22 protein-coding genes and 3 pseudogenes are annotated in these 20,818 nt (G+C 33.7%); 14 read left to right on the top strand and 11 right to left on the bottom strand.

Annotated features, from left to right (window positions below; all coding sequences use genetic code 11):
• The first annotated feature begins 9 nt into the window (after positions 1-9).
• The 5 genes from GKR88_18615 (at position 10) to groL (ending at position 3,745) form a co-directional block, all read left to right on the top strand.
• A complete protein-coding gene (locus GKR88_18615) occupies positions 10-513 on the top strand; it encodes a hypothetical protein (protein ID QMU66086.1) in 504 nt (167 codons plus the stop codon).
• Positions 513-1,220 carry a hypothetical protein gene (locus GKR88_18610; protein QMU66781.1) on the top strand — a complete coding sequence of 236 codons (708 nt, stop codon included), beginning with the start codon at positions 513-515 and terminating at the stop codon, positions 1,218-1,220. Before GKR88_18615 ends, GKR88_18610 begins: the two co-directional genes overlap by 1 nt.
• Entirely contained in the window at positions 1,217-1,543 is a 327-nt protein-coding gene (gene secG, locus GKR88_18605) for a preprotein translocase subunit SecG (protein ID QMU66085.1), read from the top strand. The genes GKR88_18610 and secG overlap by 4 nt, the downstream gene beginning before the upstream one ends.
• A 213-nt stretch (positions 1,544-1,756) precedes the next feature.
• Complete coding sequence (locus GKR88_18600) at positions 1,757-2,032, top strand: co-chaperone GroES (protein ID QMU66084.1); 276 nt, start codon at positions 1,757-1,759, stop codon at positions 2,030-2,032.
• Positions 2,033-2,107: 75 nt separating this feature from the next.
• Positions 2,108-3,745 (top strand): chaperonin GroEL, encoded by a 1,638-nt coding sequence (groL, locus tag GKR88_18595; protein QMU66083.1) that lies wholly within the window; start codon positions 2,108-2,110, stop codon positions 3,743-3,745.
• A gap of 441 nt (positions 3,746-4,186) precedes the next feature.
• On the opposite strand, the gene GKR88_18590 is transcribed toward groL, so the two are convergent.
• From GKR88_18590 to GKR88_18580, 3 genes are all read right to left on the bottom strand, one after another.
• Positions 4,187-4,558 (bottom strand): metal transporter, encoded by a 372-nt coding sequence (locus GKR88_18590; GenBank protein ID QMU66082.1) that lies wholly within the window; start codon positions 4,556-4,558, stop codon positions 4,187-4,189.
• 2 nt (positions 4,559-4,560) lie between these two features.
• The gene (locus GKR88_18585) at positions 4,561-6,723 is read right to left on the bottom strand and encodes a TonB-dependent receptor plug domain-containing protein (protein QMU66780.1); all 2,163 of its coding nucleotides are present in this window, start codon (positions 6,721-6,723) and stop codon (positions 4,561-4,563) included.
• A gap of 154 nt (positions 6,724-6,877) precedes the next feature.
• The gene (locus GKR88_18580; GenBank protein QMU66081.1) at positions 6,878-7,294 is read right to left on the bottom strand and encodes a hypothetical protein; all 417 of its coding nucleotides are present in this window, start codon (positions 7,292-7,294) and stop codon (positions 6,878-6,880) included.
• A gap of 157 nt (positions 7,295-7,451) precedes the next feature.
• Here GKR88_18580 and GKR88_18575 point away from each other — a divergent pair, with 157 nt between their 5' ends.
• From GKR88_18575 to GKR88_18560, 4 genes and pseudogenes are all read left to right on the top strand, one after another.
• On the top strand, positions 7,452-7,904 hold the full coding sequence (locus GKR88_18575; GenBank protein ID QMU66080.1) for a GAF domain-containing protein: 453 nt from the start codon (positions 7,452-7,454) through the stop codon (positions 7,902-7,904).
• An 87-nt stretch (positions 7,905-7,991) separates the two neighbouring features.
• Positions 7,992-8,213 (top strand): hypothetical protein, encoded by a 222-nt coding sequence (locus GKR88_18570; protein ID QMU66079.1) that lies wholly within the window; start codon positions 7,992-7,994, stop codon positions 8,211-8,213.
• A 248-nt stretch (positions 8,214-8,461) separates the two neighbouring features.
• Positions 8,462-9,556 carry an IS4 family transposase gene (locus tag GKR88_18565; protein QMU66078.1) on the top strand — a complete coding sequence of 365 codons (1,095 nt, stop codon included), beginning with the start codon at positions 8,462-8,464 and terminating at the stop codon, positions 9,554-9,556.
• Positions 9,557-9,583: 27 nt separating this feature from the next.
• Positions 9,584-9,820 (top strand): annotated as a pseudogene (locus GKR88_18560) (transposase).
• Between the two features lie 86 nt (positions 9,821-9,906).
• On the opposite strand, the pseudogene ltrA reads toward GKR88_18560, so the two are convergent.
• Positions 9,907-11,123 (bottom strand): annotated as a pseudogene (gene ltrA / locus GKR88_18555) (group II intron reverse transcriptase/maturase).
• 608 nt (positions 11,124-11,731) lie between these two features.
• On the opposite strand from ltrA, the gene GKR88_18550 reads away from it, so the two are divergent.
• Together GKR88_18550 and GKR88_18545 are read left to right on the top strand one after the other, a co-directional pair.
• Positions 11,732-11,875 carry a hypothetical protein gene (locus tag GKR88_18550; protein ID QMU66077.1) on the top strand — a complete coding sequence of 48 codons (144 nt, stop codon included), beginning with the start codon at positions 11,732-11,734 and terminating at the stop codon, positions 11,873-11,875.
• A 238-nt stretch (positions 11,876-12,113) separates the two neighbouring features.
• On the top strand, positions 12,114-12,398 hold the full coding sequence (locus GKR88_18545; GenBank protein QMU66076.1) for a hypothetical protein: 285 nt from the start codon (positions 12,114-12,116) through the stop codon (positions 12,396-12,398).
• A gap of 37 nt (positions 12,399-12,435) precedes the next feature.
• On the opposite strand, the gene GKR88_18540 is transcribed toward GKR88_18545, so the two are convergent.
• Positions 12,436-13,038, bottom strand: a complete 603-nt coding sequence (locus GKR88_18540) for a hypothetical protein (GenBank protein ID QMU66075.1) — start codon at positions 13,036-13,038, stop codon at positions 12,436-12,438.
• Between the two features lie 192 nt (positions 13,039-13,230).
• On the opposite strand from GKR88_18540, the gene GKR88_18535 reads away from it, so the two are divergent.
• The gene (locus GKR88_18535; GenBank protein QMU66074.1) at positions 13,231-14,118 is read left to right on the top strand and encodes a KilA-N domain-containing protein; all 888 of its coding nucleotides are present in this window, start codon (positions 13,231-13,233) and stop codon (positions 14,116-14,118) included.
• Positions 14,119-14,435: 317 nt separating this feature from the next.
• On the opposite strand, the gene GKR88_18530 is transcribed toward GKR88_18535, so the two are convergent.
• Positions 14,436-15,062, bottom strand: a complete 627-nt coding sequence (locus tag GKR88_18530; protein ID QMU66073.1) for a DDE-type integrase/transposase/recombinase — start codon at positions 15,060-15,062, stop codon at positions 14,436-14,438.
• Between the two features lie 24 nt (positions 15,063-15,086).
• Between GKR88_18530 and GKR88_18525 the strand changes: the two genes are divergently transcribed.
• Positions 15,087-15,692, top strand: coding sequence for a hypothetical protein (locus tag GKR88_18525; GenBank protein QMU66072.1), 606 nt, complete (start codon positions 15,087-15,089; stop codon positions 15,690-15,692).
• Positions 15,693-16,344: 652 nt separating this feature from the next.
• Here the strand turns inward: GKR88_18525 and GKR88_18520 are convergent.
• The gene (locus tag GKR88_18520; GenBank protein QMU66071.1) at positions 16,345-17,340 is read right to left on the bottom strand and encodes a transposase; all 996 of its coding nucleotides are present in this window, start codon (positions 17,338-17,340) and stop codon (positions 16,345-16,347) included.
• Positions 17,341-17,754: 414 nt separating this feature from the next.
• The gene (locus GKR88_18515; protein ID QMU66070.1) at positions 17,755-17,985 is read right to left on the bottom strand and encodes a hypothetical protein; all 231 of its coding nucleotides are present in this window, start codon (positions 17,983-17,985) and stop codon (positions 17,755-17,757) included.
• Between the two features lie 33 nt (positions 17,986-18,018).
• Between GKR88_18515 and GKR88_18510 the strand changes: the two genes are divergently transcribed.
• Positions 18,019-18,324, top strand: a complete 306-nt coding sequence (locus GKR88_18510) for a hypothetical protein (protein ID QMU66069.1) — start codon at positions 18,019-18,021, stop codon at positions 18,322-18,324.
• A 17-nt stretch (positions 18,325-18,341) separates the two neighbouring features.
• Here GKR88_18510 and GKR88_18505 read toward each other — a convergent pair whose 3' ends face one another.
• The 3 genes and pseudogenes from GKR88_18505 to GKR88_18495 all read right to left on the bottom strand — a co-directional run bounded on the left by GKR88_18505 (position 18,342) and on the right by GKR88_18495 (position 20,799).
• Complete coding sequence (locus GKR88_18505; protein QMU66068.1) at positions 18,342-18,836, bottom strand: hypothetical protein; 495 nt, start codon at positions 18,834-18,836, stop codon at positions 18,342-18,344.
• An 85-nt stretch (positions 18,837-18,921) separates the two neighbouring features.
• On the bottom strand, positions 18,922-19,584 hold the full coding sequence (locus tag GKR88_18500; protein QMU66067.1) for a hypothetical protein: 663 nt from the start codon (positions 19,582-19,584) through the stop codon (positions 18,922-18,924).
• Positions 19,585-20,799, bottom strand: a pseudogene (locus tag GKR88_18495) (IS110 family transposase).
• Between the last annotated feature and the right edge of the window lie 19 nt (positions 20,800-20,818).

Here is a 20,818-nt window from a genome sequence, read left to right as displayed (position 1 = left end):
ATATTTACAATGAAAAAACATCTTTCGATTCTTTTTTTTCTGATGGTAGCAACTACATTAATCAGTTGCGGGATATACTCCTTTACAGGAGGGGCAACGGATGCAAAAACGATTCAGATAGATTTTTTCCCTAATCAAGCTTCTTTAATAGAACCTACGTTGAGTCAGCGTTTTACTCAAGACTTACAAGATCTTTTTTTAAGACAAACTAATTTAAGCTTAGTAAGTACCGGCGGAGAATTGCGATTTGAAGGCGAAATTACAGGATATAGGATAAACCCAATGAGTGCAACCTCTCAGCAAACCGCTGCTCAAAACAGATTGACCATTACTGTTAATGTCAGGTATTATAATCAGCTGAATGAAAAAGATGATTTTGAAAAGCAGTTTTCCTTTTATTCCGATTTTGATGCTAGTTCACAATTAACCGGTGGTGTATTGGATGCTGCCCTAAGTGAAATTTTAGAGAGAATAACGCAAGATATATTTAACGCTTCTATTGCAAAATGGTAATTACATTAAAAGATTATATTTCTTTTTTAAAACAACCTGAATCCTTAACGTCAGAACAGGTACAGGGAATAAAATCCATTGTAAATCTCTATCCTTATTTTCAGTCAGCCAGAGCACTATACTTAAAAGGATTAAAGAATCAGGATAGTTTTAAATATAATCATGAGCTAAAAATAACGGCAGCTTATACAATGGACAGGACACTCCTTTTTGATTTTATCACTTCGGATAACTTTACTAAAAAAAATAATATTCATCCGGAGACTCGCAAAAAGCTACCCGTTAAGAATCAAAATACCATTGTTGAAGAAAGCCTGGAAATTGAAAAACCTATAGACTTTGGCAAAAACGAAAAGTATTCTTTTAATGAATGGTTACAACTTTTAGTTAAAAAACCCATTATCAGAAATCGTTCTGAACAATCAACAACTGCCATAAGCAAAGAAGCTATTATAGATCGATTTATTAAGAACAACCCTACTATATCCCGCCCTAAAAATAAAAGTGAAATACATGTTCGTATTTCTGAAAATAAAGAGGATTCGTCTTTAATGACAGAGACCCTTGCAAGGGTATATTTGGAACAAAAAAAGTATGAAAATGCTATGAAAGCATATCGAATTTTAAGTTTGAAATATCCGGAAAAAAGTGGTTTCTTTGCAGACCAGATTAAAAAAATAAAAACGTTACAAAAAAATACGTCATGAGTTATACTGCATTTTTAATATTAATCATTATAGTAGCAATAGCTTTAATATTAATTGTCATGGTACAAAATCCTAAAGGCGGAGGTTTATCTTCTTCTTTCGGAGGCGGAGGAGCACAATCTTTAGGAGGTGTGCAAAGCACAAATGATTTTTTAGACAGGACAACCTGGACATTGGCCATCACCATGTTTGCCCTGATATTGTTAGCAAACTTTGCCATTCCCAGAGCTAATGATAATCCTGTAAATATTGACAACAAATTAGAGGGTGGTCAAACGACAACTAACACGATAAACCAACCGTCAACTAACGATTCCATATAAAATAATCTTGGTTTTTCTAAAGGCTAAAAAACAAAAAATCAAGATGGATTCCATATTAAAAATGCCGACAAAATGACACGTTGGCATTTTTTTTTACTTCCTTTTTGATTTTTAAAGTGTTATTTAGAAAAAATGTCAGGTTTCACGTAATGGCATACTTTATGATTTGAGAGAGCAAAACTAATTTTTAATTAATCAAAATTTATATAAAGAATGGGAATACATATCAAACCTCTAGCGGACAGGGTTCTTGTAGAGCCTGCTGCCGCAGAAACTACTACTGCCTCAGGAATCATTATTCCTGATAACGCAAAAGAGAAACCTCAAAAAGGGACTATCGTTGCCGTAGGTACGGGAAAAAAAGACGAGCCTTTAACAGTTAAAGTCGGAGATACTGTTTTATATGGTAAATACGGTGGAACCGATTTAAAGCTGGAAGGTAAAGATTATCTGATGATGCGTGAAAGTGATATTTTAGCGATCATTTAAAAAAAACATCTGGTTGCAGTTGCAATAGGCAATTGTAACAATTAAAACTTATCAATAATTAAACAATTTAAGAAAATGGCAAAAGACATAAAATTTGATATTGAAGCACGTGACGGATTAAAAAGCGGTGTAGATGCATTGGCAAATGCAGTAAAAGTAACTTTAGGTCCTAAAGGAAGAAATGTAATTGTTTCCAAATCTTTCGGAGCTCCGAATGTAACTAAAGACGGAGTATCTGTTGCAAAAGAAGTAGAGTTGGAAGATGAATTGGAAAATATGGGAGCTCAGATGGTAAAAGAAGTTGCTTCCAAAACCAATGACCTGGCGGGTGACGGAACTACTACTGCTACTGTTTTAGCGCAAGCAATTGTAAAAGAAGGATTAAAGAATGTAGCTGCCGGGGCCAACCCTATGGATTTAAAAAGAGGGATTGGCAAGGCTGTTACTGCAATTGTAACGGATTTAAATAAGCAATCAAAAGAAGTTGGAGGTTCTTCTGAAAAAATAAAACAAGTAGCTGCAATCTCCGCTAATAATGACAATACTATAGGTGATTTAATTGCCACTGCTTTTGATAAGGTAGGCAAAGAAGGCGTAATTACCGTTGAAGAGGCAAAAGGAATGGACACCTATGTAGATGTTGTAGAAGGGATGCAGTTTGACAGAGGCTATTTATCTCCTTATTTTGTAACCGATGCAGATAAAATGATTACAGATCTGGAGAATCCATACATCTTATTATTTGATAAGAAGATATCAAACTTACAAGAAATTCTGCCAATCTTAGAACCGGTGGCACAATCCGGAAAGCCGCTATTAATTATTGCAGAAGATGTAGATGGTCAGGCACTAGCTACTTTGGTAGTGAACAAACTAAGAGGTGGATTAAAAATTGCAGCTGTTAAAGCTCCCGGCTTTGGAGACAGAAGAAAAGCGATGTTAGAAGATATTGCTATTCTAACCGGAGGAACGGTGATTTCCGAAGAAAGAGGATTTACTTTGGAAAATGTTACTTTAGATTTATTGGGAACTGCAGAAACAGTTACTGTAGATAAAGATAATACAACTATTGTAAACGGTAACGGAAAGGCAGAAGATATAAAAGCTCGTGTAAACCAGATCAAAGCTCAAATAGAAACTACTACTTCTGATTATGACAAGGAAAAACTACAAGAGCGTTTAGCTAAATTGGCTGGTGGAGTTGCTGTCTTATATGTAGGTGCTGCTTCCGAAGTAGAAATGAAAGAAAAGAAAGATAGAGTTGATGATGCTTTGAATGCTACTCGTGCCGCTGTTGAAGAGGGTATTGTTGCCGGTGGAGGTGTTGCTTTTGTAAGATCTAAAAAAGTATTGGAAAAAATTACTACAGACAATTTAGATGAAACGACAGGTGTACAAATCGTAAACAAAGCCATTGAATCGCCTCTAAGAACCATTGTTGAAAATGCTGGCGGTGAAGGTTCCGTAGTAATTAACAAAGTGCTGGAAGGCAAAAAGAATTTTGGTTATGATGCTAAGTCCGATCAATATGTAGACATGTTAGAAGCCGGTATCATAGATCCTAAAAAAGTAACAAGAGTAGCATTGGAAAATGCCGCTTCTGTTGCGGGCATGATTTTAACTACGGAGTGCGCACTGATAGATATTAAAGAAGATGCTCCTGCAGCAGCCGGAATGCCTCCAATGGGCGGTGGAATGCCGGGGATGATGTAAAAATGTAAATATATTTAATGATAATGAAGGTCGTCTGTAAAGCAATTTATAGGCGATTTTCTTTATGCCATTTTTAATGTTTATTGGGCAGGTTTTTGATTCTTCAAGTTATCGGGTATTAAGTATCAAGTATTGAGTGGAGGGTATGGGTATTAAGAAATCAATGTTTAAAAAAGGTGCTTTCATTGGTTCTAGTTTGAAATAGTGTTGGTAAATATGAGTTTTCCATTCTTTTTATTGAATTTTGCATCAAAATTAAATCCAAAAGATATTCAAAACCTGGTAACATCAAGGGGTTAAGATATAATACCTAATTTAAACTTGAGCCCTTTCATTTTCCAACACCGCTGTTTTCAATGTCTGATTTGCTCCGGATTATGATTTCTTTCACCCGAAATCAAAACAAAAAAGAAGCTCTCTTTGTAAGATAGCTCTATTTTTTTAATGCTTTCCACCTTTATGGTGTTCTACAATTTCTTTACCTCTGTACTTACAACACGGGTCAATACCTTCATAAACATGATCTTTTGCTTTTATTTCTTTAGTATCGTGACCCACTGCTGCTATATTTTGTTGAATAGTTTTTACATCTGTTTTCCGTTCATCAATAATCAAAGAAAGCATATGAGTTTTAACATTCCAAACGGCAAATTTTACTCCTTTAGTCCCCAAAGCCGCCTTTTCAATTCTTTTTTTACACATCATGCAAACCCCGTCAACTTCAATAGCTACTTTTGCATTTTTTTTCTTTTTTTGAGCTTCAGCCGAAAATCCTATCAGCAGTAAGCTAAATAGTAAAATTATTTTTTTCATCGTTAATCTAGTTTAAAACGTAATCCTGCATAAAATATATGGCCAAATATGGGGCCATAGACAATGGTTGTATCAAAATGGTTGCCAAAAGGATTATCACTAGCTAATATAGGCATTTTCTGCTGAAAGTTTGTAAGATTCTCTCCTCCGAAATATACTTCAAATTGCTCGAAAAACACCCTGGTAATTTGAGCATTTAACAAACTGTAACTATCAGAAAATGCTGATAATTGATATTGAATAGGGTTACTCGAAGTATTGGGTAACCTTTGAGCACCTATATAGTTATAGGTTACATCTAGCTTCCATTGCCTGCCACCTTCTTTTTTATCGGTTTCATAAGAAACATTTGCAAAAAACCGGTTTTTAGGTGTAAGCGGTTTTTCCAGCTTTGCTGACTGATATGTTGCCTCAATATCATAATACTTATAAGCTAAACGTATGTCTAATTGCTCAATAATAGTATAGTTGATTTCTGCTTGAAAACTATTTGCATAACTTTCCCCATTCAAATTATAGAAAGAAATGTTCCTTGGGTTTTCCCAATCTACTACTACCTGGTTCTGAAAATTTGTTCTGTAAAAATCAAATGTAATATCTCCTTTTTTATCAAATAAATGGAATCCTTGCAAGTACGAAATTCCATAATTCCAGGCTACTTCCGGATTCAGCCCGTAAATTTTTCCATGAGTTGACTGAATACTAATTTGTCTTGAACTGCCAAATAATTGTTGATTTTCAGCAAAAATATTAGCACTCCTTCTTCCTTGTCCGACAGAAGCTCTAAAAACTCCCTTTTCCCAAGGAACGTATCTCATATGTAGTCTTGGGGTGAAAAAAGTTCCTAACAGATTATGTGTATCAATTCTTAGTCCGGCGGTGAAACTGAAATCATCTAAATTATCATAAGCATATTCAAAAAAAGCTCCGACTGAATTTTCGTTTCTGTTGTATGGGCTGTTATTCACTAATTCATCATACGAATCATATATAAAACTAATACCTGTTGTAAATTTATTCTTGGTATCCTCTATGATAGAATTGAATAAAAGATTAGAATAGATACTCTGATGGCTTATGTTATAGCTGTTTAAACCAAAATACGAGTCCTGTTTGTGATTACTATATGCAAATTGAAATCCAAAACTCTGAAAGAGCAGTTCCGGAAAAACATATCCTAATTTTGATGAAAAATCAAACCTTTTCGTATTGATTTCACTACCCCAATTTGTTGTTGTCCCTCTGTCAACATCCGGGTTAAAATCTGTTTCACCCGTTTGCTTTTCATCGTCCATATATCTAAAATTGACGAAGCTTACCCATCCTTTTTCGGCATCTGTATATTGCCAGCGATTCATGATATTGATTTGTTCCATTAGAGGATTATCTAAAAACCCGTCATTATTTCTATCAAACTTCTCGCCTCTGTAATTTCCGTGGATATAGAACCCTGTTTGCCATCTATCGGAAAATTTTTTATTCACATGTGTATTTAATTCCAGCCTTCCGCCAAGAGATCCGTATGCATTTAAAAATAACTTTTTATCTGAAAACGGTTTTACCAATTCTGCATTGATCTGTCCTGATATACTTTCAAATCCGTTGATGACACTTCCGGATCCTTTTGTAATTTGAATGCTCTCTACCCATGTTCCCGGAGTAAAGGTCAGACCATATACTTGGGCAGCTCCTCTGACAGATGGAATATTCTCCAGGGCAATTAATAAATAAGGGCTTTTTAAACCTAACATTTGAATCTGCTTAGTGCCTGTTAGAGCATCGGAAAAATGAACATCTATAGACGGGTTTGTTTCAAAGCTTTCTGCTAAATTACAGCAAGCTGCTTTTAACAGCTCGTCTTTATTCACGGTAAAAACATTTTGGGTTTTCAAAAACGATTTTTGAGTTGCCTTTTTCTTACTTGAAATACGAATTTCATCCAAATCATTTTTCGGAGTTAAAAAATGATGAATGGGTGCTGTATTTGTAATGGTTATCGTATCCGTTTGATAACCTACATAACTTACCACCAGTTTTGTATATGTAGTTTTGTATGGAATGGAAAACCATCCTTTTTCATTAGTTGTCGTTCCGACAGTAGTGCCCGACCAGTAAACATTAACCCCAAAAACGCCTAAACTATCTTTGGGATTGTTTCTATCCATTATCATCCCTTTCAGGGTTTGTTGAGAGAATGATTGCAAAGAGACCAGTAATAAGATACTAGTGATGATTATTTTCATTTTTTTTGTAATTTAATTTTAAAACAAGGTTTTTTTCATCTGACTATAGATGAAGAGACGAGTTAAAAAATTAAAATCAAATTAAAAAGGTTTGATGCAACACCAAAATATCGGGAATGCTATCGGGCGGGGGTGTTGTAGTATCAAAAACCTTTTTGTGAAATAAGTAGTTTTGAAAAGAAGTAATATAAGAAACGACGAAATAGTCTGCAAACTGCAATTCTTTCTTGCTGAATTTAAATTCAACAATTTTATTTAAAACTTCAGGTTCTATAATCTCTATGACATCTTTACAGCATTTTTTCTTTGAAGCTTTTTCATAGCTACAATCAGCATCAAAAGATTCCGTACCGCAAGCTTTTGGATTCCCAAAGAGAGAAACATCTACTAGTTCCGTACCGCAAAAATGAGAAGTAATCGCATACGAGTTTGATGCAATTAAGATCATAAATGCTAACAGAACAGATTGTATTTTTATAAATATCTGTTTCATAAGGTATTACAAATGTACTGTATTCTTTTCAAAAAGAAATGTTAATTTTTTTGTACATAAGTCCATAAAAAAATTGTGATTTTCCGTAAAATTTATCTACACTTTTTGGTATTACTACTAATTTTTTTAATTTTTTTGTAAAATTATTACTCTTGATATGAAGATAAATGCGCTAAAAAATAGTATAGAAAAAATGATTTCTTCAAGTTCCGGAAAAGAACAAAAACTGCAAGGGATTTGTGACTTTCTCGAAAGTGCTGTTCCACATTATGACTGGGTTGGGTTTTACTTTAAAAATGGAAATAAAGAAGAATTGAAATTAGCTCAATTTACCGGTGAACCTACCGAACATACCATTATCCCTTTTGGAAAAGGAATCTGCGGGCAAGTAGCTTTGAGTAATAAAAATTTTGTGGTACAAGATGTAACTTCTCAAGAAAATTATATTTCTTGCGGATGGAAAGTAAAATCGGAAATTGTGATTCCCATTTTGGTAAATGGAGAAAATGTCGGCCAGATAGACATAGATTCCCATACATCTCATCCGTTTACTAAAAAAGATGAGGAATTGTTAGTCTTTGTATGCCGACAAGTAGCAACCATACTATAGAAAAATTCATTCATTGTAATTTGGTAATTTACTCTTAGAATTTTTCGTCTTTTATTTAAGATCATTTTATTGCTTAAGCAATTGGCATTGAACTCATTTAAACTTTTTGGATGTAAGCGAACATTAGAAGTTTTTAGGGCTGTTGAAGGATTTTTTGAGTTGCATAGCAGCGCTACGGAAGGAAAAAAAGATAAAAACAGAGTTAAAAACAGCAATTTTTTAGCAAATTCAAAAAGTATAAACGAGTTCACCAACAAAGCTGTGAGTGCGATGGCAAAGAAACAGCTCTTTTGCAAATTTTGGTTGTGAGTTGGCTCGTGTGATTTGCAAATGTGCTGTTTGCGATAGGGGTTTCAATTTTGTACCAAAATATCATAAAAGCGGCGCGAGGGGGAAACAAAATAAATTCCTTCAAGTTTGCACTGACTTATCTACAATGAACTTTAGTACATGACAAAAAATATAATTAATTGATTATCAGTAAATTAAATGTTAAATAATTAAAATAAAGCATTGATTTTCAGTATATTAGAAGAATAACATCACTCATTTTTCTAATGAAAAAAACCAATGCTTCCACTAAAAGTAGTGAATTAAATTCAGTTTTAAGTTCTCATTTCCAAGGTAAGATCAATTTGGCAAGAATCAAACTCATATCACATTTCATTATCGCCCTCTGTAAGGTACAGACAGTTACCTTTGAAAAGGTAGCCAACGCTTTTGAGACCTCAGTAGATTCGAAGTCATCACTCAGACGTATTCAAAGATTTATTGCTGATTATTCGTTGGATGGAGATTTGATCGCTCGTCTTATATTTAGTCTCCTTCCTAAGCAAGAGGGATTGATCTTGAGTATTGATAGGACCAATTGGAAGTTTGGTCAGACCAACATCAACATTTTTAAGTTGGGAGTTGTCTATAAAGGTGTTGCCTTCCCATTGTTATTTACTATGTTAGATAAGCCAGGGAACTCTAACAGTCAGGAGCGTATTGATCTTGTGAATCGTTTCATAAGACTTTTTGGCAAAGATGTTATTAAATCCATTGTAGCCGATAGAGAGTTTGTAGGTAATCATTGGTTGGATTTCTTGAATACAAATGGAATCAAATATTATATCCGCATTCGAAACAACTTTAAGGTAGAGCTTCCTGATAAGAACAAAACCATCAAAGTATTTCACTTGTTTAATCCACATAAGATCAATGAGTTTGTGTATTATCCTAAAATTGTACGTGTTAATGGTCAGCTTTGTTTCCTTTCCGGATGCAAGTTGTACCCAAAAAATGGAAAGCCTGATTTCTTAATCATTGTATCGTTCAACGCTCCTGATAAGGCCTTTGAACAATACAAAGAACGATGGCAGATAGAGATGTGTTTTAAAGCAATGAAAGCCAGTGGCTTTGATATTGAAAACACACACCTGCAAGATATTAAGCGTATTGAAAAATTAGTACTGCTTGTAATGATGGCTTTCGTATGGTGTTACAAAGTTGGTATATATTTACATCAGATTAAGCCTATCAAAATAAAAAAGCATGGAAGAATGGCTAAAAGCATATTCAAATATGGATTAGATTATATCGCTTCTGTGCTATTAAACCCTGTAAATCAAAACAATATGAACTTGACTAAATTTTTGTCATGTACTTAGACAATGAACTATCTTTTTTTACGCTTGCATACAACAGAATGTAAACTTCATCCCAAAAACGGAAAACAGGATTTCTTAATTATCGTTTCGTTCAACGCACCAGATAAAGCTATGGAGCAGTACAAAGAAAGATGGCTGATAGAAATGTGTTTTAAAGCTATCAAATCAAGTGGCTTTGATATCGAAAATACCCACCTGCAAGATATTAAGCGTATTGAAAAATTGATACTACTTGTTATGATGGCTTTTGTGTGGTGCTACAAAGGCTGAGTAGACAAGGGGAATTTCACCCCAAGTCTCTCACAGAACCGTACATGATTCTCTCGTCTCATACGGCTCGTGTTATACAATTAAATTGATGGAAAGATTGTCCAATGATAAAACATGGTTGGATATTGAAGTTTCATTTTCTTTAACCATTTGTATGCTCTATCAAAACTTCCCTTAAATCGTTTGTACCGATTCAACGCCCATTTCACTAGCCGTCTTTGGAAGTACCACATAACTCGCTGTAGTTCCCATCTTCTATACCTTCCATAGTAACGGATAATGCCTCGCATTTGAGGTTCTATCATTGTTGCTATATCTTGTAGTGTTAGTGAGCTTCTGCGGTTCAGATTCATTTTGAACCAACCGTTTAGTATGCGTGTTTTGGACTTCTGGCTTATCGCACAATCATAGCCTAGGAACAGGACATATTTCCCATCCTCTTTATAGGTGGTTGTGCGTGGTTTGAACGTAAAACCTAGAAAATCAAACTGCTTTGGATAGCCTCTTACTCGTTTTCTTCTGTAAGTTTGACAGTACACCAGTTTTGTTTTCTCTTCATTTAAACGTAAATGGCATTCTTCTAGTCGTTTTCGTATCGCTTTCAACAAGCGTTTTGCTTCCCAGTCTAAGTAACAATGCACAATAATATCATCTGCATAGCGTACAAATTTCATGTACTTACTTTGTTTTGGAAGTCATTTGTCAATAACATAGTGTAGAAACAGATTTGCTAAAAGAGGGCTAATTACGCCTCCTTGTGGTGTCCCGTTTCCGTTTTTGGGTGTTAGTGTACCATCTACTGACTGACTGGGGCATTCCAGCCAACGTTTGATGTACAACTTTACCCATCTTTCTTCTACGTGACGTTCTAAGGCTTTCATTAATAATTCATGGTTGACTTCATCAAAGAAGTTCTTGATATCTATATCAATGACCCACCAATATTGCTTAACGTTCTTGCGGACTTCATCCACGGCATCGTGCGCACTTTTGGATCGTCGATATCCATATGAGTTTTCATGAAAAACCTTTTCTAATCTGGGTTCTAAATACGTCTTGAGTACTTGTTGGGCTATGCGGTCTTCTACTGTAGGAATACCTGGTTTACGTTCGCCCCCATTTGGCTTGGGTATTGTTACCTCTCGTACTGGTTTGGGAAAATAACTGCCTGATGCTTGTCGATTCCATAGTTTGTACAGATTTTTAAGTAAGTCTTTCTGATAGGCTTCCAGACTTTCTTTATCTACTCCTGCACTACCCTGTTCGCCAAAACTTTCCGGTAGACTTCCCGAACCATTTGTTTGGTAATCGGTACCGTTTTTAATTCTGTTTCAAATAATGAAGTCATCCTCCTTTTTTTTTTTAAGTTGTTAAATCATTTAAAACTGTATAACTGAAGCCCTTTGCTCTACTTCCATTACAGAAGCTTCATCACTACTACGGCTTCATCCGCCATCCTTATTAACTTTGTTATTCTACCTTACAGGGATATCTTGTTTGAGTATTTCGCTTAGCATTTAATAAGGACTTCCCGTGTTCCATGTAAGAGCCTAAATAAGAGTCATGCCACCTCAATAACGACTGCCCTGTAACCAGTCATGCAAGTTCCCGTTACAGTTATCACAAGTGCACACAATAACCAGCTTTTGACAGTGGGGTAAATATCTCTCATTACTTCTTCAGTGGTTCATTTGCATTCATCTCTCTTATTCGCACCTGACTAATCTTGTTAGCCTTTTCCCCTTTCCCTTCAATACCTTTCTATTACTATCCAAGCACCGAGGGGCGGTTTAAAGACTTCGCTTGCACAACGACTTTGGTAGACCTACTACCATCTCCTACACAACATTCTTTTAATCAGGGCGAACGCCCTGTTTCAAGATTCACGGCACAAAACATGTATATTTGTTTCCAGCTAGTGATGGTAGAGAATGTTATAGAGGTTTAAAGGAGTATTTCGAGTATTACAATACACAAAGAAGACATCAAAGTATCGGTAATCAACATCCTCAAACCATTTATCAACAAACCCTAAAAATAGCAGCATGAGATATGATGATACTTTGGGGAGTTATTCACAAAAAATGAGAGTTATCAGTCTCCACCCGGACCCCCTCTTTCAACATCATTATCTCATTTAAGTTTTAATAAAATCTGTCCTATCAATGGGGGGAATTATACTGGTGGAAAAAATGTTCCCAAACTTGAATACACTTTTGAGATTAGAAGAGGGCTTCCAATTTACTACTCTGCTGATTGGGATAAAGATGGACTGGAGATATATGAATTGGCAAAAGAAATAATCCCAGATTTAAAATTATTGCATCCAGATGGTATTTCTAGAAGTATAGAAGAAACAGAGCATAAAAGCTATTGGTTATATCCAGAACGACCAGAACTATTATCAGGTTTAAATTCTGATTTATATTCGGAAAGAGATAAAAATAAGATCAAAGAGCTAATTGCAAAAAATCATTGGATAACAGAAGAAGGTAATAATTTGAAGGTAATGATTGAAGGCTCAAAAACTCAAACTACAATTAAAACTAATCAACACCAAACCAATAAATGAGGCTATCAGCATTTAATTGTATTTTGAAGGATAGATACTACCTCTGATTAGAAACATTCAAAAATTTATGCTTTTCATAAAGTGTTTTCCCTTTAGCAAATTTCTCTTTATCTTCCATTAAATCATCAAGTTCTCTATAGTCAGAAATTAATTTGGCTTCTTCTTCAGATAAGCCAATGCTTAAATATTTTCTGTAAATATAAGCTCCAGGACAAATACAGTTTTCGCTACCCCAATCTTCATCGGTAAGTGTACAATCAAAAAAATGTTTTTTCTCTGACTTATCTTTTGTTTCCAACCTTTCAAGAAAGTCATCTTTCCAAGAAGAATCTTTCTCCTGTGGAACAGGATTTAAGATTTCTTCTAATTGATGGGTGTCCTTATCCAAAAGATCAAGAAATTCTTTTAATGCTCCTTTTTTGGCTGTCAAATATCCAATAGGATGTGTTACACCCGTAGCAGAACTAAGAAGATTAATGATGCCATATTCTATATTTCCAGATAGCGAATACTCATCAGCAGGAGTCTCACGAAGGTCTGAAAGCATTTTTTCGTTCCTGTCGATCTCTTTATTAAAATCAAAAGAATCAAGTTGCTGTTCAATTATCTTTTTAATAAGTGTTAGTTTATCTGAAGCCATATCTTTTATTAGATTAAGAGCAGTAAAGTACTGAATTTTTGATTGTAATTCTGCAATATTTTGTTCTAAATTATTGTAAAAACTCTACCTTTGAGTTTTAACATAAAAAGGATTAGAATAGAGTATATATACAAATGATAAAATATTTAAAGTGGTCGAATTCGACCACTTTAAAATATCAGAAACATAAATATGAGTTCAAAGATTAAAAAAATAGAAGTCGAAGAAAAAATTATTTCCATAACTAGTTATAATGAAAATGATTATATCTGCTTAACGGATATGGTAAGAGGTGAAGAAGGAAGTGACCATATTAGAAATTGGATGAGAAACCGAAATACGGTTGAATTTTTAGGTATTTGGGAACAATTGTATAACCCTAATTTTAAAGGTGTCGAATTCGACAGGTTTAAAAAAGAAGCTGGACTAAATTCATTTAATCTTACTCCAAAAAAATGGATAGAAAGTACAAATGCTATCGGAATAGTTTCAAAAAGCGGAAGATATGGTGGTACATACGCTCATAAAGATTTAGCATTTGAATTTGGGGCTTGGATAAGTCCAATGTTCAAATTGTTACTCATAAAAGAATTTCAGAGGCTAAAAGAAATTGAAAACAATCAGTACAACCTAGAATGGAATGTAAAACGTATATTGAGTAAAGTAAACTATACCATTCAAACAGATGCTGTTAAAGATTATATATTACCGCAATCGAATTACACCAAAGACACTCAATGGTTAGCCTATGCTGAAGAAGCTGATATTTTGAATGTGGCACTATTCAAATGCACGGCGAAACAATGGCGGGATGCCAATCCAAAATTAGAGAAAGAAGGTAAAAACTTACGCGATATTGCTAGCATTAATGAATTGGCAGTTTTATCGAATTTAGAATCTGCTAACGCTGATATGATAAGAGAAGGCATAAGCAAAGAAGAACGTTTTGCCAAACTTTATAAAATAGCTCAGTATCAAAAAGAAATACTGGATAAACAAGATTTTTTAAAGTCCATAAAGAAAACATCAGAGGATATTTACCTAGATTCAAATAAATCCAATGAATTGCCTGAATCATAAAATTGCTGTCGCTTTTTTATATTTCAAAAAATTAGGTCAATTACTCACAATTATTTAGTTTTGAATACGGCGACTTACAAGGTTGGTTGGAAATGACGGAACAAAAGAAAACAAGAGTAAGTGGCTTACATACAGGCAATTCGAATATTCGAACAAACTGCTAAGAAATGACGTAATTCTTAAAAGGGTTAGTTTGGTTTGTTAACATAGAAATCACGAGATTTCTTAAAATATAAATAAAGTTCTTTGACGTATTGAAAGATTAAAAAGGGACGTTTTAATAGAAAATAACACTTTGTTTGTTAGAATCTTAATCTTTATGCCACAATCTGTTTACAACAGTAGTTTCTGTTGGCATCCAATCGGGCGTGATTACAGTTTGTTAAAATAGGTTTAGATTCCAGAATATCAGGATTGAGGTGGACTTCGTTAGGCATGAAATACTTATGTTTATGACAGGGTTTATTATAATTATAATCAAACACAAAATACTCAAGGTCATCTTTGATTGTCCATGAATAAATATCTTGCTTTCTAAAGTAAAAACTCTTCATGATTTTATAAGGTCCTTCAACGATGGAATTAGAAAATGTAACATCTTTAAGTGCTATTTTCTTTTGAATAGATACCTCGCAATTTTTGATAAAGTTGGCAACCGTTTTGTTATTATTCTCAGAACCGCTATCTACAATTAAATCCAAACTCTGGTCTTTAATTTCAACATCAAATTCATTCTTAATCGCTTGACGTAAACTCTTAACACGAATACGAGCTGACAAACGTTTTGAAATATAATGCGATACAATCTTACGAGAGAAATTATCCACTACCGTATAGATATAGAATCTCACATTATCTAAAGTCTTAAATTGAGACACATCCATGTGCCAAGTATGGTTCGGACGGTCAGCAGATACAATATGTATGAATATAGCTTTAGACATTATGACCCCTCAATAGGTAGATTCATGGCTATTGACCCGTTAGCGGCTGACTATGTATATAACTCTACATATGCATTCCAAGAAAACAAGCTTGGATTGGGAACAGAACTTGAAGGGCTTGAATTAAGAAAGCATGAATGGCTGGATAAGGAGGGTAAAAATCATGTTGACTATACAGCTAATATAAAAGTCCTTAATAATTCAAGTGCCTCACAAAAAGACATTATAAGCTATGCAACTGATGTAGCTAATACTATTTCAGAGAAGTTTTCGGGAACAGATGCGGACGGAAATATAATAAGTATGAGTGTGAAATTAGAATTCGTTGATGAGATTGATACTAAATCTGATTTTGCAATTGAATTTACAGATAAAGTTATGGAGAAAAGTCCAATAACAGGTAAAGACAGAGTGGCTGCTGCTGATGGAAAAACAGATGAAATAGGTAATACAGAAGTGAATAGAATGCAGCTTTTAATTCCAGGGAGAGCAGCCCCAGGACCTTATGAAGCAGTATTAAAAGAGGATATAGGTAGTAATGGAGCACATGAGTTTGGACATGCGGTTGGACTTAATCATCAGAGTTATAGTAATAAAAAAGTATCTTTTAAAAACAATATTCCTTTTTGAGCAAAATAACTTAATGAGAACCGATGGTAGAGCTCAACAAGTAGTTAATAACTCAACAAGTAGTTAATAAGAAGCAAAAAAGTGTTATGTATAAAAACACGAAAAGTCAGCCTAAAGGAAGATTTTATAAAGAGAAAAAGAATTAATTATGAAAATATTTGTAAGAGCCTTATTTTTCACGCTTATATGTTTTCTCCTCGGTTGTAAAGAAAAGATAATGAAGTTATTAGAGATAAATATAAAGTTATTATAGGTAGTAAAAAAGATACTATTTACCAATTAAATGGAAATGCTTTATATATAGTCTTTGAGACAAACTTTGATAATGACTTATTAAATGTAAATTATAATGGAGAAAAAAAATCTATCATATAACTACAGATAGAAGCACGAGATATGCTGATTTTTTAGACTTAGGTAAACTCTCTAATTTTAAAGGCGTTAAATTTAATATTAATAAAGGAAAATTAATAGAGTTAGGTGACGTGAAAACTAATTTGATTAAAGTTAATTATATCAAAGATAGTATTGTAGAAATTAGTTTTAGTAATAATCCTAAAGCCTACAAATAATAACCTTAATCAAGCTAAAATAAAACCCCTTGTATTCTATGATAAAAACAAGTAAAAGTTGAGATATTATTTTTACTAATTTATGCAGCAAATTTAAAAGTATCTACATAGGGTGTTTGTCGTTTGACAACGGCAAACACTCTTGCTATTAATTTGTTTCTAATAATGTTAACGGTACTCATTTTACTTTTGCCTTGTTTTATTCTTTTATGATAGTATAATTTCATTTCTGGGTTATGTTGTATAGCAGAAATAGCGCACATATTAATAATTGCTTTCAATTTTTTATTAGCCAAATGAGAGACTTTTGTACGTCCTTTAATACTAGTTCCAGATTGGTAAGGAAAAGGAGCAACACCACAATAAGAGGCAAACTTTCTCCAGTTTTCAAATTTTGAAAAATTGTCAGTAAACACAATCATCATTATAGCAGTTTGCATTCCTATACCTTTAACACTAGTAACAAGTTTATAGGTTTCTTTTAACATTATATTTTGGTCAATAATAGCTTGCATTTGAGTATTAATCTTGTGTATTTGTTTGGTTAGTTCTGCAATCATTTTTTGTTGAACGTCAAAGATTATTTTATACTCTTTTGCTTTATAAATTCTTTTTTGTTCTTTCAAAGTAACTTTAAAACCAGCTCTTTGTTTGTTAAGTTTTGTCCTTAAAGATAAGAGACTTTTTAGTTGTAATATACTTCTTTTAGGTAGCTTACTGGGTTTAAGTTCTTCTTTTAATCGATACCCATATAGAGCAATGCGTTTGGCATCAATTTGGTCATCCTTTCCACGAGCAATACCAATAGATCTTTTAATTTCTAAACCAGAAGCTATGAAAAAAGATAATTTTTGTTCAGTTAAAGACACAGATAATAAATGAGAGTACATTCCTGTATGTTCAAATACAAACATGGTTTCTTCTTTAGAGAAAGACGAATTTTTAAAACTCCACTTTAGCATTAATTTAAATCCAGATTTACTGTTCTCAAACTGTTGAACAATTTGTTTAGAATAGATACAAACATCAATTAATAATTTACTGACATCGATTCCGATAATTTCATTTGTTTTCATAATTTTGTAATTAGATATTAATAATAGTTACTTAAACTAAGACCTTTAATAAGGGCAGAAACTGAAATTCTATATGGTTCTAAGTAACTTTTAAAAAGAACGGAGACTAATACGGGGGATGGCTCTAAAAAGCTAGCTGGCCGCTAAAGTTCACTCCGTTCTTTTGTGTTTTTGGTTATCAACAAAATAAGAGTTATTAACAAAGAAAAAAAGAAGCAAAAAAAGAAATTTCATCATAACTATTATGTTTTTATTTTAAGTAATTATTTCTATTTGCTAATCTAAAGGCTAGTGCTAGCTTGTAGCTAGTGCCGTCAGGGATAAGAATAAAAAGTTATGCTTATGAAGAGTAGGGCAGCATAATGTGCATAAGCTTCTGCAATATCTAATTCTGCTAAAGGAGAAATAACAAGATTAAAGCCCATGTTGTTCTTTAATCTTATTTAAAGAAACTCTGGCGTCAGTAAATGTTGTAGGTCTTTCTTTGAGACGTTGATCTAACAACCGCCTAATTTGATTATTTTCTTCAAAAAAAGAGTCAATAGAATCTTTATCATTATTTTTAATAGAATTTATCTTATTAATGATTGCTTCATCTTTAAGATGAATAAGCCAATTAATCAAGTCTAATTTTATTGTTTTCACGTCCATAGTTATACAAAGATATAAAAAGTATTATTGAAAAAGCAGGATGAGTTTAACCAGAAACCCAAAAACTTTTTAACTCCTCGATCTTCCATAAATTTTATTGATAGTGCTATAAGAAAAATTGATAGTATACCACTTATAGTGGGTGATTTAGCAGCATCCGGAACTGGAAACTCCTCAAACTTGAAACAAACTTTAGTAGCGGAATCAAAGGTGTTCGCTACGCCCCTCTGTGCAGCACTTTTTTACGCCTATCCGCTGCGCTTGGCTTTAAAAAAAGCTGCTGCCTCCCTGCTTCTGCTCCGCTCACCCGCAGCTACTCTGTATTTTTGCTGACGGCTCCTATGAGTCGCCTACAAAAATCCACCGCTGCTTATCGGGCGCAGCCGGGCTTCATTTGCCGATACAGATTTTCCAAAAGAAACACCTATCCAATCTTGATTAACCTCTATGTTATGAGCTTCAATAATAGGCTCGCCAATAAAAGTATTTGTGGGTTTATCCAATATTAAATCGCCATAAGTGATTGTTCCTCTGAGAGGCAAATTCATTTCAATTCCATCGCAAATTAAGTCGCTCACCAATTCAGTGAATAGTCGTGCCGTGGGGTCTGATAATGCTTTAGTCCATAAAATAAATGTATCGCTAAAATAATGGCTATCAATGTCTCTTGAACAAACTCCAATATGACCTGAAACATTAGGAACCATTGCAATAAAACCACTTATTGAATTTACTCTTTTCGCTAAAACCTGATAGAGTTTATTCATTTCTTCCACCCTAATATCCGCTAGCTTTTTAGAAAAGCCTAAAACATCAAACAAGCAGAAAAAATATTTTTCTTTCATGTTCTTGTCTTCGTGAATTGCCGACGGCGGTTTGGCTAAACTGCGTTTTAATGCAGTTTAGGTGTTGTTGTGGGCAGTTTTTTATTTAATGATTATACATATCTAATTCGTCAAAGTCTTTTATTTCAGACAGTTTGATTAGATTTTCTATTTCAATATCATTCCAAGTTTCTTTAAACTTTTCTTCTCCGCCTTCATCATTTTTATTAATGTTCTCTTTGATTAATTTTTTTCTTGTCAAGAAGTTAATACTTGTTTCCGTCATTGTGATCGGTCCACGATTACTACTTGAATCATATCCAATTAACTCAAAATTCGAGTTTTGAAATCGGAAATTGTATTTCCAATATCCATATCTGCCGTGTCCATAATGAACATACAATTTGTTATTTTTAATTTCAATCCATAATTCTGGCGGAAAATAAACTCCACCATCTTCATTTTCGGATGAAAAACAATCATAGTTTTTATCAGCAAGTTGATAACCTTTTTCATTTTTAAACAATACAATAATTCCACGTCTATTTCTATCAACTTTTTTGTCAAATCGATTCGTAACAATATTTGCTGTATCAGACTTTTTGATTATCAAAACACAATCTTCCAATCCATCTTTATTAAGGTCTCCAAAATATTTTTCAAATTCAGTATATCCTTTCGGAATAAAATCAGATGGTTCTTTATCCTGTGCTTTACAGCCTACAATAGTCAGTAGAAAAAAGGGTAATATTAATAAAATTTTGTTCATTCAGTATTTAGCCTCTAGCAGTTGTTTTAAATTTAGTTCTAAGTTTTCATTAGTCAATCCAAATTTATCGATTTGTTTTCTAATTCTTTTAACTAATCCAAGTTTTCTTTTTTGGTCAAGGTAAAGGTAGCCTTCTGGGTTTTGGTATGGTACTCCTTTGACGACCATATTCCAGATGATTACTGCTAATTTTCTTGCCGTAGCCGTGATGGCAGAGACACGTCCTTTTCTAAAATTAATTCTATGAAAGAAATCTCTTAATGGGTTACTATCCTTTAAATTTCCAATAGCATTTGCAGCATTACGAAGTGTTATTTTAAGCCGATTACTTCCCTTGCCTACTTTAGTCGATAGCACCTTTCCGCCACTTACTTTGTTGTTTGGTCCAAGTCTGAGCCAAGAGGTAAATTGCTTAGCGGTTTTAAACTTTTTTATGCCATCATAGCCTACTTCACTCATAATGGCTAATACGGTATTATAACTCATCATGCCCTCAATAGCAAGTAAATCTATGCTTTTAAATATTTGATAGGATTTTAAGTTGATATCTATATATTTTGGGGTATTTTTATTGATACGTTTGTAAGGCTTTTTAGCAATGTGATGTTCTTGTTTCTCCGGGTCTTTACTGATTATATCATCAAGTTTTTCAGCAATTTGGTCATCACATTCTCTAATTTTCTTTTGAATGAATTCATAAGTGTCTAATTCGTCTTTTAAGGCATAAAGAAAATCTTTTCTGCCATTAGAGTGCAAGGCTTTGCCGATTTCTTCTTCACTTTTTTTACAGTTATAGTGTCTGTAACTTGCTAATGTTTTAGGGTTGGTTTCTCCCATTGCGATGGCTCTTATAATTTTAAGTCCTGTAAGTCCAACAATATCTTTAACGACCACATCCAAACGGATATTGATCAGTCTAAGATACTTTTGTATTTTCTTGGTAGCTGATGCAGCTTGTTTTATCAAATTACTCCTGTGTCTTGTAAAGGTGCGTAGAATTTCAGTATCTTCATCAGGTAAAAAGCTGCCTGATAGTAACCCTAAGCTGTGTAGCTTTTGTATCCATTGACAGTCTTTCACATCGGTCTTTTTACCTTTAATGTTTTTGGTAAACTTTCCATTGCAAAGGGTAATTTCAAAACCTTTGGCGGTAAGGACAGCGTGCAGATTTTGCCAGTAGTTGCCTGTACTTTCCATAGCTACGGTTTTGATGTTGTTTTTGACCCGTCCTGAA

This window comes from Flavobacteriaceae bacterium, from assembly GCA_014075215.1.
Classification (GTDB): domain Bacteria; phylum Bacteroidota; class Bacteroidia; order Flavobacteriales; family Flavobacteriaceae; genus Polaribacter.
This window is presented reverse-complemented; position numbering and strand designations above follow the sequence as displayed.